Annotated in this window: 13 protein-coding genes; 2 read left to right on the top strand and 11 right to left on the bottom strand. The window is 72.1% G+C overall.

What is annotated here, in order from left to right; all coding sequences use genetic code 11:
• Nucleotides 1-31: 31 nt before the first annotated feature.
• From lgt to trpC, 5 genes are read right to left on the bottom strand one after another with little or no spacing between them, the layout of a single operon-like run.
• On the bottom strand, nucleotides 32-1,036 hold the full coding sequence (lgt, locus tag KILIM_RS01950) for a prolipoprotein diacylglyceryl transferase (RefSeq protein WP_006590928.1): 1,005 nt from the start codon (nucleotides 1,034-1,036) through the stop codon (nucleotides 32-34).
• Nucleotides 1,037-1,038: 2 nt separating this feature from the next.
• A complete protein-coding gene (locus KILIM_RS01945; RefSeq protein ID WP_006590927.1) occupies nucleotides 1,039-1,818 on the bottom strand; it encodes a DsbA family protein in 780 nt (259 codons plus the stop codon).
• Between the two features lie 52 nt (nucleotides 1,819-1,870).
• Entirely contained in the window at nucleotides 1,871-2,743 is an 873-nt protein-coding gene (trpA, locus tag KILIM_RS01940) for a tryptophan synthase subunit alpha (RefSeq protein WP_006590926.1), read from the bottom strand.
• A complete protein-coding gene (trpB, locus tag KILIM_RS01935) occupies nucleotides 2,740-4,050 on the bottom strand; it encodes a tryptophan synthase subunit beta (protein WP_006590925.1) in 1,311 nt (436 codons plus the stop codon). Before trpB ends, trpA begins: the two co-directional genes overlap by 4 nt.
• Before the next feature lie 53 nt (nucleotides 4,051-4,103).
• Nucleotides 4,104-4,928, bottom strand: coding sequence for an indole-3-glycerol phosphate synthase TrpC (trpC, locus tag KILIM_RS01930; RefSeq protein ID WP_006590924.1), 825 nt, complete (start codon nucleotides 4,926-4,928; stop codon nucleotides 4,104-4,106).
• A 201-nt stretch (nucleotides 4,929-5,129) separates the two neighbouring features.
• Here trpC and KILIM_RS21955 point away from each other — a divergent pair, with 201 nt between their 5' ends.
• Entirely contained in the window at nucleotides 5,130-6,128 is a 999-nt protein-coding gene (locus KILIM_RS21955; protein WP_006590923.1) for a DUF4190 domain-containing protein, read from the top strand.
• 105 nt (nucleotides 6,129-6,233) lie between these two features.
• Here KILIM_RS21955 and KILIM_RS01920 read toward each other — a convergent pair whose 3' ends face one another.
• From KILIM_RS01920 to hisI, 4 genes are all read right to left on the bottom strand, one after another.
• Nucleotides 6,234-6,503, bottom strand: a complete 270-nt coding sequence (locus KILIM_RS01920; RefSeq protein ID WP_006590922.1) for an HGxxPAAW family protein — start codon at nucleotides 6,501-6,503, stop codon at nucleotides 6,234-6,236.
• Nucleotides 6,504-6,671: 168 nt separating this feature from the next.
• Complete coding sequence (locus tag KILIM_RS21950) at nucleotides 6,672-7,343, bottom strand: Trp biosynthesis-associated membrane protein (protein ID WP_006590921.1); 672 nt, start codon at nucleotides 7,341-7,343, stop codon at nucleotides 6,672-6,674.
• Nucleotides 7,344-7,414: 71 nt separating this feature from the next.
• The gene (locus tag KILIM_RS01910) at nucleotides 7,415-8,947 is read right to left on the bottom strand and encodes an anthranilate synthase component I (RefSeq protein ID WP_006590920.1); all 1,533 of its coding nucleotides are present in this window, start codon (nucleotides 8,945-8,947) and stop codon (nucleotides 7,415-7,417) included.
• Nucleotides 8,944-9,345, bottom strand: coding sequence for a phosphoribosyl-AMP cyclohydrolase (gene hisI / locus KILIM_RS01905; protein ID WP_006590919.1), 402 nt, complete (start codon nucleotides 9,343-9,345; stop codon nucleotides 8,944-8,946). Before hisI ends, KILIM_RS01910 begins: the two co-directional genes overlap by 4 nt.
• A 97-nt stretch (nucleotides 9,346-9,442) precedes the next feature.
• Between hisI and KILIM_RS01900 the strand changes: the two genes are divergently transcribed.
• The gene (locus KILIM_RS01900) at nucleotides 9,443-10,090 is read left to right on the top strand and encodes a TIGR03085 family metal-binding protein (protein WP_006590918.1); all 648 of its coding nucleotides are present in this window, start codon (nucleotides 9,443-9,445) and stop codon (nucleotides 10,088-10,090) included.
• Between the two features lie 37 nt (nucleotides 10,091-10,127).
• Here KILIM_RS01900 and KILIM_RS01895 read toward each other — a convergent pair whose 3' ends face one another.
• Both KILIM_RS01895 and KILIM_RS01890 read right to left on the bottom strand, forming a co-directional pair.
• Complete coding sequence (locus tag KILIM_RS01895; RefSeq protein WP_040561919.1) at nucleotides 10,128-11,663, bottom strand: cobyric acid synthase; 1,536 nt, start codon at nucleotides 11,661-11,663, stop codon at nucleotides 10,128-10,130.
• A gap of 7 nt (nucleotides 11,664-11,670) precedes the next feature.
• Nucleotides 11,671-11,892: cobalamin biosynthesis protein (locus KILIM_RS01890; RefSeq protein ID WP_006590916.1), on the bottom strand; the 222-nt coding region annotated here is incomplete at its 5' end.

Here is an 11,892-nt window from a genome sequence, read left to right as displayed (position 1 = left end):
CGACAAGATTCGAGTCAGCCCCGCGAAGGCGTCAACCCAACGAATGCGGCTCGTCGTCGCGCTGGTCGTCGCGCTGGTCGTCACTGCGCTGGTCGCCGCGCTGATCCTCGCGCTGATCCTCACTGCGTTGCTCGTTGCGCTGGGTCCGCCGCAGCCGCAGCAGGAGCAGCGCCCCGAGGGCGAAGACGGCTATCGAGGTCCACACGTTGACCCGCAGGCCGAGGATGTGGTTGGCCTCGTCGATGCGCACGTTCTCGATGACGACGCGGCCGAGGGTGTAGGCCATGAGGTAGCAGGCCGCAAGCCCGCCGCGGGGCAGCTTTACGCGCCGCTCCAGCCACACGAGGAAGGCGGCGGCGAGCACGCACCACAGTGCCTCGTAGAGGAACGTCGGGTGGAACGTGCCGAGCACCACCGGGTTGCCGTCGGCGTCGACGACGGCCCGCCCGAGGGCGTGGTTCCAGGCGTGGATCTGCAGGCCCCACGGCAGGTCGGTGGGGGCGCCGTAGAGCTCGTTGTTGAAGTAGTTGCCGAACCGGCCGATGGCCTGGGCGACGAGCAGGGGCGGTGCGATGGCGTCGGCCAGGTCGGCGAAGCGCACGGCGTGGCGGCGGCAGCCGATCCACATGCCGACGGCGCCGAGGGCCACTCCGCCCCAGATGCCCAGGCCCCCCTCCCAGATCTTCAGGGCGTCCAGCGGGCGGCCTTCGGGGCCGAAGTACGGCTGGTACGAACTGATCACGTGGTAGAGCCGCGCGCCGACGATGCCGAAGGGCACCGCCCACATCGCGACGTCGAGCACCTGGCCGGGCTGCCCGCCGCGGGCCTCGAGCCGCTTCTGGGTCCACCAAACGGCCACGACGATGCCGGCCAGGATGCACAGCGCGTACGCGCGCAGCGGCAGTGGCCCGATGAACCAGACACCCTGAGTTGGGCTAGGGATCTCCATCGGCAGCGCCGCGGAGAGGGCGGCCCCGGCAGTCAGCGGTGCGGCGGCCAGGGTCGCCCCAGCCGCCGCACCGAAAGACACGATCATGCTCACTGGCCGCCGGCGGCCAGCAGCTTGGCGCGGAAGTCCTCGATCGAGGCGATCTGCCGCAGGTCGAGGTTCTCACCGTTGAGGCGCAGCGTGGGGGTGCTCTCGACACCGTCCTGAGCCGTGGTCTCTTCAACCTGCTGCAGGTAGCCGTTGTAGGTGCCGTTGTCGAAGCACTGTTGCCACGTCGCCAAGGTGTCACCGGTCATACCGGCGGACGACGCGAACTGCGCGAGTTGCTCGTTGGTCCAGCCCTGCCCCTCACTGGTCGGCGCGTTGGCGTAGACCTGGTCGTGGAAGGCCTGGAAATGCCCGGCGTCGGCCGCGCAGGCCGCACCATTGCCCGCGCGCATCGACGCGTCGTTCTTGAGGTTTCGGTCAAGGAACGTCTTCATGTGGTAAACGACCCGGATCTGCCCGCTCTCGGCCATCTCCTTGATCGTCGGGCCCAGGCTGCGCTCCATGCTCTGGCAGCCGGGGCACTGGAAATCCTCGTAGATGTCGAGCGTCGGCAGGTCCGCGCCGGCATTGGCAGCCTCGACGACGATGCCGCCGGACGGGCCGGTCGCCCCCTGGGGGTAGTCGCCCGCAGCGGCGGTGCCGGTCGGTCGGGCAGTGGGCTCGTCGCCCGGGCGGTTGCCGAGCCACACGGCCACGGCCAGCGCCGCGACGGTGACGAGCACGACGGCCGCCACGAGGATCGGCTTGGCCTTGCTGGGCTTGGGGCCGGCCGCGTCGATCTTGGCCTGGCGTGCGGACCGGTCGTGGGGGCCGGTACTCATGGGGACTCCTTGACTGTCAAGGGATTTCGATCGTTGGGGGTCGCAGACGACCTTAGCTGCGCGACGCCGCGCCTCGTCCTTGCCCCACCCCGGCGCGCAGTTCCTGCGCCGCCGTGCGCAGGCTAGCCAGCGCCTCTGGGAAGGGCCTGGACGGATCCAACTCGCGCACCAGCGCCGATCCGACGATGACGCCGTCGGCGAAGGCGGCGACCTGCGCGGCCTGCGCTCGGGTGGAGACCCCGAGGCCGACGCACACGGGCAGGTCCGACTCCGTGGTCGCCGCGCGGACGCGCGCGACGAGCGTCGCGGCCTCGTCACCGACGCTCGTGCGCTCGCCCGTGACGCCCATGAGGGCCGTCGTGTAGACGAACCCGCGGCAGGCGCCGGTCGTCATCGCGATGCGGTCGGTTGTGCTGCTCGGGGCGACGAGGAAGATCGGGCACAGGTCGTGCTTGTCGGCCGCCGCCAGCCATTCGCCGGCCTCGTCGGGGATGAGGTCGGGGGTGATGACCCCGCTGCCGCCCGCGGCCGCCAGGTCGGCGGCGAAGCGGTCGACCCCGTAGCGCAGGATCGGATTCCAGTAGCTCATGACGACCGCGGCGCCGCCGGCCTGCGTGACGGTGCGCACCGCGGCGAAGATGTCGGTGATCCGCACGCCCTCGGTCAGCGCCCGCTGCGCCGCGGCCTGGATGACCGGGCCGTCCATCACCGGGTCGCTGTAGGGAAAGCCGATCTCGACGACATCCGCACCGGCCTCGACCACCGCGGCCATCGCCTCCAGCGACTGCTCGACGGTCGGAAAACCGACTGGCAGGTAGGCGATGAGCGCCGCCCGATCCGCCCCGCGTGTCGCCGCCAGCACGTCCTCCAGCCGCGTCGACCGGTCCGCCGACCGCTGCGTCGCCTGCACTGTCACGTCACTCACGATCCGTCCCCCGCCTGCGCGTCCGCCTCGTCCAGCAGCCCGAACCAGCGGGCGGCCGTGTCGACATCCTTGTCGCCGCGCCCCGAGAGGCTGACGAGAACGACTGCGCCCTCGCCCAGCTCGCGGCCGACCTGCAGCGCGCCCGCTAGGGCGTGGCTGGACTCGATGGCCGGGATGATGCCCTCGGAGCGACACAGCAGCCCGAAGGCCTCCATCGCCTCGTCATCGACGATCGGCCGGTACTGCGCGCGGCCGGTGTCGTGCAGGTAGGCGTGCTCGGGCCCCACGCTGGGGTAGTCCAGCCCCGCGGAGATCGAGTGCGACTCGATCGTCTGGCCGTCGTCGTCCTGCAGCAGGTAGGTCGCCGCGCCGTGCAGCACGCCGGGGGTGCCGGTTGAGAAACGCGCGGCGTGCTTACCCGAGTCGATGCCCTCGCCGCCGGCCTCGAAACCGAACAGGCGCACGCTCTCGTCCGGCACGAACGCGTGGAAGATGCCCATGGCGTTGGAGCCGCCGCCGACGCACGCGCACACCGCGTCGGGCAGCCGGCCGACCTCGGCGAGCAGCTGCGCGCGGGCCTCCTCGCCGATGATCTTGTGGAAGTTGCGGACCATCTCGGGGAAGGGATGCGGCCCGGTCACCGTGCCCAGCACGTAGTGCGTGGTGGAGACGTTGGTGACCCAGTCGCGCATCGCCTCGTTGACCGCGTCCTTGAGGGTGCGCGAGCCGTGCGTGACCGGTACGACCTGCGCGCCCAACAGCCGCATCCGCGCGACGTTGAGGGCCTGGCGCTGGGTGTCGCGCTCCCCCATGTAGACCACGCACTCCAGGCCCATGAGGGCCGCGGCGGTGGCGGTCGCGACGCCGTGCTGACCGGCGCCGGTCTCGGCGATGACCCTAGTCTTGCCCATCCGCTTGGTGAGCAGCGCCTGGCCGAGCACGTTGTTGATCTTGTGCGAGCCGGTGTGGTTGAGGTCTTCGCGTTTGAGGAAGATGCGGGCGCCGCCGGCGTGTTCGGCGAACCGCGGCACCTCGGTCAGCAGGCTCGGGCGCCCGGTGTAGGTCAGTTGCAGGCGGGTCAGCTCGGCGATGAAGTCGGGGTCGACCTCCGCCTTGAGGCGGGCCTCGTCGAGCTCCTCGAGGGCCGCGACCAGCGCCTCCGGCACGTATCGGCCGCCATATGCGCCGAACCGGCCGATGCCGGGGCTGGCCCCCTCGCCGAGTCTGCGACTCAGGTCGCTGTGGTCTGCGCCGATGTCCGCTGCGGGTTCGACGCCGGTCTCGGGCGGGTGTGCTTGTGACGTCATGCGGGCGTCATCGCCTCCTGCATCGTGCGAACCGCGGTACTGCGGGTGTTGGGTCAGTATTTTGCACTCTGCGCGCGGGAGGACGGGTGGGCCCCGGCCGCAATGAGGTCGGCGACGGCGCTGCGCGGGTCTCCCCCGGTCACCAGACACTCGCCCACCAGCACGGCGTCGGCCTGGGCGCGCGCGAACTCCAACACGTCGTGCGGCCCCCGCACCCCCGACTCGGCGATCCGCACGACGTGCTCGGGCAGCACTTGGGCCACCCGCGCGAACGTCGACCGGTCGACCTCCAGGGTCTTGAGGTTGCGGTTGTTGACCCCGATGAGGTCGGCGCCGGCGGCCAGGGCGCGCTCCGCCTCCGCTTCGTCGTGCACCTCGACCAGCGGCGTCATACCCAACGAACGCGTGCGCTCGATGTAGGAGACGAGCTCGTCCTGGTTGAGGGCCGCGACGATGAGCAGCACGAGGTCGGCGCCGTGGGCGCGGGCCTCCCAGATCTGATAGGGGGTGACGACGAAGTCCTTGCGCAGGATCGGGATGTCGACCGCGGCGCGCACCGCGACGAGATCCTGCAAGCTGCCGCCGAAGCGCCGCTGCTCGGTGAGCACCGAGACGACGGTGGCACCACCGGCCTCGTAGTCGGCCGCCAGCGCCGCAGGATCGGCGATCGCCGCCAACGCCCCCTTGCTGGGGCTCGAGCGCTTGACCTCGGCGATGACCCGCACCCCGGCCGACCGGCCGCGCAGGGCAGCAAGGACCTCCTTGGCGGGGTCCAGCCGGCCGGCGCGCTCCTTGAGGGCGTCCAGGCTCACCTGACGCGCTCGCTCCTGCAGGTCCTCTCGGACCCCGGCGATGATGTCGTCGAGAACGGTTGCCACCGCCTCAGGCTAGCCCGCTGCTCTCGCCGCGCCGAATCCGCTCGTCCACGAGCGACCCCGCGCGCGGAGGTTAGGCTGATCGGTGACCGGCGGTCGACGCCCGGCGGACCCGTGCGGCAGGCGACACGAGCAGCAGCCAGCCCTTCGCGCGGACCGCAGGGCGATGGCCGGGCAGCCCAGCCATCGGAGGGACGCAGCGCCATGAGCGAGCGCTCGCAGGATTCGCACAAACCCCGCGGCGCGGAGTCGGACCCCGCCGCCACCGAGGCGATCGGTGGGGCCTCGACGTCGCACCCCTCCTACGACGGGCGCGACTACGACTCCGACCCCACCCGTGCGCAGCAGGTGCCCTGGGACGCCACCCAGCCCATGCGGGTCGATGACGACCCCGGCTCGGGCGGCGGGCGCCGGCTGCAGCAGCGGCCACCGAGTTCGGGCTCCGACTCCGACTCGGGCCGCGGGCAACAGACGCAGGCCTATCCGCAGCAGTCCTACGGCCAGGCCGGCTACGGGCAACAGGGCTACGAGCAGCAGGGCTACGGGCAACAAAGTCAGGGCCAGCAAGGTCACGGCTATCCGCCGGGGCAGGGCGGCTACCAACAGGAGGCCTACGGCCAGGGCGGGTACGGCCAGGGCGGGTACGGTCAGGGCGGGTACGGGCAGGGGTATCCGCCGCCCGCGCCGGCGGGTTACGGCTACGGTCACGACCCCTACGCCGAGCCGCCTCGCACCCCGGGTAAAGGCACCGCGATCACAGCGCTCGTTTTCGGGATGCTCGCGCTGTTCGCGTTCTGGATGCCGTTGATCCCCGTGGTCGTCGGCCTGTTCGCCTGCGTGTTGGCGATCATCGCGATGAAGCGGATGTCGGCCTCGGCGCGCAACCGGGGCAAGCGGGCGGGGCGCGGGATCGCGGTCGGCGGGCTCGTCTGCGGCGGGCTGGCTGTCGTGCTCGGCACGATCCTGGGCATCGGCTACCTCATCGCGTTCCAGGCCGTGCGCCCACACCTCGACGAGTTCGCCCGCTGCTACAACCTGCCCGACCAGCGCTTGACGAACGCGTGCATCAACGTGATTCTCGACCGCATCGCGCAGGAGCAGGGCGTGCCCGTGCAGATCGGCGACGGCAGTGGCATCGGCACCGTCAGCCACCGCCTGCCGGCCGGCCTCGCATCACCTACGGACTTGCCGCGGACCGTCTGAGCGCCCCCGGGTGCGCTCTCCTCGAGACACCCAGGCACAGGTAAGGCCGGGGCGGCTGACGCCCCGGCCTTACCTGTCTGCCTTTGCGGCCTCTGCCTTTGCGGGTCAGTGACCCATCGTGTTCTTGGGGCCGCCGTCGCCGTAGCCGGCCTTGTTCATGACGATCCAGGCCACGACGCCGCCGATGAAGGCCAGGGTGCCGACGATCCACAGCACGTGGATGCCTAGGACCATGCCCAGGCTGATCAGCGCGGACGCGACGATCATGATGAGCACGCCGGTCCAGGCGGCGGTGCTGTGCCCGTGCGAGTCGGCGTGTGGGTCGACCGGCGCGGCGTGGGCGGGCGTACGGGTGTTCTCGGCGGATTCGGCCATGTCTGAGGACTCCTCGTCGGCGCGGCGGAGCGCGAAATGCGGCGGTGATCGCCGCCCATTCTGCCAGGTTGGGTGTCCGCTTAGGGTCCCGACCCGCAGCTCCGCTGCACCCGAGCGGGCGGCGAGCCGTTTCGGTAGCCGCTCAGGCGGTGGGGTCGTCGCCGCGGCTCAAGCGGTCCCAGTCGTCGACGGCCTTGCTGCGGGCGCGCGGCGGGGTTGCGGCACCGGGCACACCGGGCGCTCAGGCGCGGCCGGCGTGTCTCGGCCGTCGGAGTCGCCTTGGCTACCAGGGTCGCCCTGGCCATCGGGTGCGGTGTTCGACGCCGCGGTGGGGGCCGCACCCGAGCTCGCGCCGGTGGCGCTCGCGGGATTCTCGTACCGGGAGCCGGCCCCGTTGTTCCAGGAGCCGCCCCGCACGAGGATGAGCAGGCCGCCCAGCACGGCCACGAACGCCCCCCCGAAGGCGAGCACCGGCCAGGGCGTGAGGGCGGCGTCGGTGACGGGCGCGGCGCCGGACCGTCCCAGCGTGCCGCCGACGGTGCCGGCCAGGGCGGAAGCGGGATCGGCAAGGACCCGCGCGGTCGCGATCGCGGCGGCCCCGGCTCCGGCGACGATCAGCGCTCCCGCGACGAGCCGCACGATCCTCCCGGAAATCGCCGCGACAACCACTGCCGCCAGACACACCAGCCCGAGTCCGACCGCCGCCGGCGCGAGGGTGCTGCCGGTCCCCGAGGCGACGTGGTGACCGAGCACCGGATCGTCGACGGCACCGGCGACCCACGTCGGCAACGCGGCGACGGCCAGCAGCGCCCCGCCGCCGAAGCCGGCGGCCAGCGCCACACCCCGGCTCCGGGCGGTTCCGGGTGCGGTCCGCCGTCGCGCGGCAGGCTGCGAGGAGGGCTGGGGCTGCGTCACGGCGCCCGCAGACCCGAGGCCGCGGCGACGGCGCGGACGACCGCGGCGGCCTTGTTCACCGTCTCCTCGTACTCAGTGGCGGGCACCGAGTCGGCGACGATTCCGGCTCCGGCCTGCACGTGCGCGACACCGTCGAGCAGCACGGCCGTGCGGATCGCGATGGCCATGTCGAGGTCGCCGTGCACGTCGAGATAGCCGATGACTCCGCCGTAGACGCCGCGACGACTCGCCTCCATCTCCTCGATCAGCTGCAGGGCGCGCGGCTTGGGCGCCCCGGAGAGGGTGCCGGCGGGGAACGTCGCGGCCAGCACGTCGTAGGCGGTGCGGCCGGGGGCGAGGCGCCCGACGACCGTCGATTCCAGGTGCATGACATGGCTGTACCGGTGCACGCTCATGAGGTCGACGACCTCCACCGACCCGGGCTCGCAGACTCGCTGCAGGTCGTTGCGGGACAGGTCGACGAGCATCACGTGCTCGGAGCGCTCCTTGGGGTCCTCGAAGAGATCTTTGGCGTAGAGCACGTCGTCTTCGGGGGTGGCCCCGCGCGGCCGCGAGCCGGCGATCGGGTGGGTGATGACCTTGCTGCCCTCGACCTTGACGAGCGCCTCCGGGCTGGAGCCGACGATCTCGAACGGCCGCCCGTCCGGGGTCGTCAACCGCACCAGGTACATGTAGGGGCTGGGGTTGGCGGTCCGCAACGCCCGGTAGACATCGAGCGCGTCGGCGGTGCACGGCATCGAGAAGCGCTGCGACAGCACGACCTGGAAGACCTCGCCGGCGCGGATCGCCTCCTTACCCTCTTCGACCAGCTGCTCGTAGTGCTCGCGGGTCTCGTTGCTGCGCGGCTGGATGTCGACGGGATCGAGCACGGCGACGGTGCTGTCGGCGGGCTCGGCGAGCTGGGCGGTCATGCGGTCGAGGCGGGCCACGGCGTCGGCCCAGGCGTCGTCTACGCGCTCGTCCGTGTCGTCGAAGTTCACGGCGTTGGCCACGAGCAGCAGCGACCCGTCGGCGTGGTCGAGCACGGCGACGTCGGTGGCCAGCATCATCGCCAGCTCCGGCAGCCGCAGCTCGTCGGGGGCGGTCGTCGGTACCTTCTCCCAGCGCCGCACGGCGTCGTAGCCGATGAAGCCGACCATGCCGCCGGTCAGCGGCGGCAGCCCGGGGATCGGCTCGGTGGCCAGGGTCGCGATGGCATCGCGCAGCACCTCGACCGGGTTGCCCCGCGTGGGGATGCCGGCCGGCGGGTCGCCGAACCAGACCGCCTCACCGTCGCGTTCGGTGAGCACGGCGCGGCTGGCGGCGCCGATGATCGAGTAGCGCGACCACACCCCGCCGTGCTCGGCCGACTCCAGCAGGAAGGTGCCGGGCAGGTTGCGGGCGAGCTTTCGGTAGACGCCGACGGGGGTCTCGGCGTCGGCCAGCAGGCGGCGCATGACCGGGATGACGCGACGCCCCTGCGCCAGCTCGCGGAAGCCGTCGAGGTCGGGCCACGTCTGGCCGTAGCGCAGGCTGTCGGGGCCGGTCATGACCTCGCCTCGGGGGCCTGGCGGGCGGAACGCTGGTCGGCGGGTAGCTGCACCGCCGGCAGCTCGGTGGCGAAGCAGGACCAGGCCCCGGTGTGGCAGGCGGCGCCGATCTGGTCGACGCGCACGAGCAGGGCGTCGCCGTCGCAGTCCAGGCGCACGGAGCGCACGTACTGCGCGTGGCCGCTGGTGTCGCCCTTGCGCCAGTACTCCCCCCGGCTGCGCGACCAGAACGTGACCCGACCGCTGGTCAGCGTGCGGTGCAGGGCCTCGTCATCCATCCAGCCGACCATCAGCACATCGCGCGTCGCCTCGTCTTGCACGACGGCGGCCACCAGCCCGTCGCCGTCGCGCTTGAGGCGCGCCGCGACGTCCGGCTCCAGAGGGGATGAGGTAGTCACCGGGCCATTCTGCCAACACCGACCCGCCTGCCCCAGCAGGCCGGGGTGGCGTTGCCGCTGCGGGCGAGGTCGAGCGGCGGCTGACAGGATGGGCCCCATGACCGGACTTGCCCAGCTCGAACGACAAGCCCTCAGCTCGACCCTGACGCGCCTAGGGCCGGATGCGCCGACGCTGTGCGAGGGCTGGCGCAGCCGCGACCTCGCAGCGCACATCGTGCTGCGCGAGCGCCGCCCCGATGCGGTGGCCGGCGCCTTCGTGCCGCCGCTGGCGGCGCACACTCAGCGCGTGCAGGATGGCTACGCCGAGGGCGCGTGGGAGGGGCTCGTGGAGATGGTGCGCGAGGGCCCGCCCGGCTGGTCCCCCTCCCGGTTGCCGGGCGTCGACGACGCGGTGAACCTGCTGGAGTTCTACGTGCACCACGAGGACCTGCTGCGCGCCGCCCCCGACTGGACGCCGGAGCAGCGCCGCGCCCTCGACCACAGCGAGCAGGAGGCCCTGTGGTCGCGGTTGGGCCAGATGGGTCAGCTGCTCTTCCGCCGCTCCCCCGTCGGCATCGTTCTGGTCACGCCCGAGCACGGCCGGCGCGCAGTCAAGGGCCCGACGAAGCTCGGCACCGTCGTCCTGCGCGGCGAGCCCAGCGAGTTGATCCTCTACGGCTTCGGCCGCGCAGCCGTCGCCCAGGTCGACGTTGAAGGCGAGGCCGAGGCGGTCGAGGCCCTGCGCAACGCCACCTTCGGCGTCTGAATCTGCCTGTCGGCGAGGGCACAGGGTCGGCCGGACCTCAGAGGCGCAGGAGGCGGAGCAGAGCGTCGGTGTCGAGGTGTTCGGCGACCGCGTCGGCTAGACGCTCGAGCATCTGCTCTCGTTGGGCGCGGAAGCCGGGGGCGCTCGTGGCGGTCCACGAACGGCCGGTGCGGTTCGCGATCTCGGTGAGGTAGGCGCGGCGGAAGGCGTCGTTCTCGAAGGCGCCGTGCCAGGTGGTGCCGAAGACGGTGTCGCGTTGCCAGCCGTCGAGGAACGGCACGATCTCCGACCCGCTATTGCCCACTTCAGTGTGCGATCGATGGACGACGCCGTGGTGGATCTCGTATGACTCCACCGGGTGCCCGCGCCACTCGCCGGTGACGACTCGGGTGTGCTTGTCGGCTTCGAAGACAACCTCGATCGGGAGAAGGCCGAGCCCGGGTGCCTGTGTGGGGGTTCGGGATTCGACAGCGGCCTTGTCGACGATGCGTTCGGCGAGCATCTGGTATCCGCCGCACACCCCCAATACCGGCACTCCCCTCCCGGCGGCCGCGGTCACGGCCTCGGCCAGTCCGCGCTCGCGCAGCCAGCCCAGGTCGGAGAGGGTGGCGCGGCTGCCGGGGAGCACGATGAGGTCGGCTCCGGCGAGGTGTTCGGGTCGGTCCACGAGGTCGACGGGTACGCCCGGCTCGGCGGCCAGGGCGTCGATGTCCGTCGCATTACTGAGCCGGGGGAACGCGACGACCGCGACCCGGAGGGCGCTCGCTCCCTCTCCGGGACCGCTCGCCTCTCCCTCGGTCGCGCTCGCAGCGCCGGCTCCGCGGGCCTGCCACGCGCCGAGGGTCAGGGCGTCCTCGCCGTCGAGCCACACGTCGCGCAGGTACGGCATGACGCCGAACACCGGGAGACCTGTGCGGGATTCGACGACCTCCAGCCCAGGCCGCAGCAGATCGACGTCACCGCGGAACTTATTGACGATCCAGCCCTTCAGGTGCCCGCGGTCGGCGTCGTCAAGGAGCGCCCACGAGCCGTACATCGCGGCGAGCACTCCCCCGCGGTCGATGTCACCGACGACAACGACCGGTAGGCCGACGGCACGCGCCAGCCCGAGGTTCGTGTAGTCGCCCTCGCGCAGGTTGACCTCGGCGATGCTGCCGGCTCCCTCGGCGACGACAACCTCGTGCTTGGCCGCCAGGCGCTCGAACGCGGCGAACGCCTCGCGGGCGAGTTCTTTACGGCCGGTGGCCCATTCGCGGGCGCGCAGCTCCCCTGCGGGGCGCCCGGAGAGGATGACGTGGCTGCGCCGGTCCGTGCCCGGCTTGAGCAGCACCGGATTGAGTTCGGCGCTGGGGACCAGCCCGCAGGCGAGGGCCTGCACCCACTGGGCCCGCCCGATCTCGGTGCCGTCGGGGCACACCATCGAGTTGTTCGACATGTTCTGCGCCTTGAACGGCGCGACGTCGATGCCCATCCGCCGCAGCCACCGGCAGACGCCCGCGGTCAGCAGCGACTTGCCCGCGTCGGAGGTCGTGCCGCCGATCAGCAGCCCGCGCGCCCCCTCCCTGACAGGCACGGTGGGGTCAGCCACGCCGGCCGCCCAGGGCCACCACGACGCTCGCGGCCAGCGCGGCGGCCCCGACGATGCGGGACAGCCGGGCGACCCGGGGCAGGTCGGAGACGGTGGCGGGGCGTCCGTCGCCGAGTTCGCCACGATCCTCGACGTGGCCCTCGTAGCGGTTGACGCCGCCCAGTCGGATGCCGAGGGCGCCGGCGGCGCTTGCCTCGACCGGCCCGGCGTTGGG

Origin of the sequence: Kineosphaera limosa NBRC 100340 (assembly GCF_000298215.1) — a bacterium.
Taxonomy (GTDB): domain Bacteria; phylum Actinomycetota; class Actinomycetes; order Actinomycetales; family Dermatophilaceae; genus Kineosphaera; species Kineosphaera limosa.
This window is presented reverse-complemented; position numbering and strand designations above follow the sequence as displayed.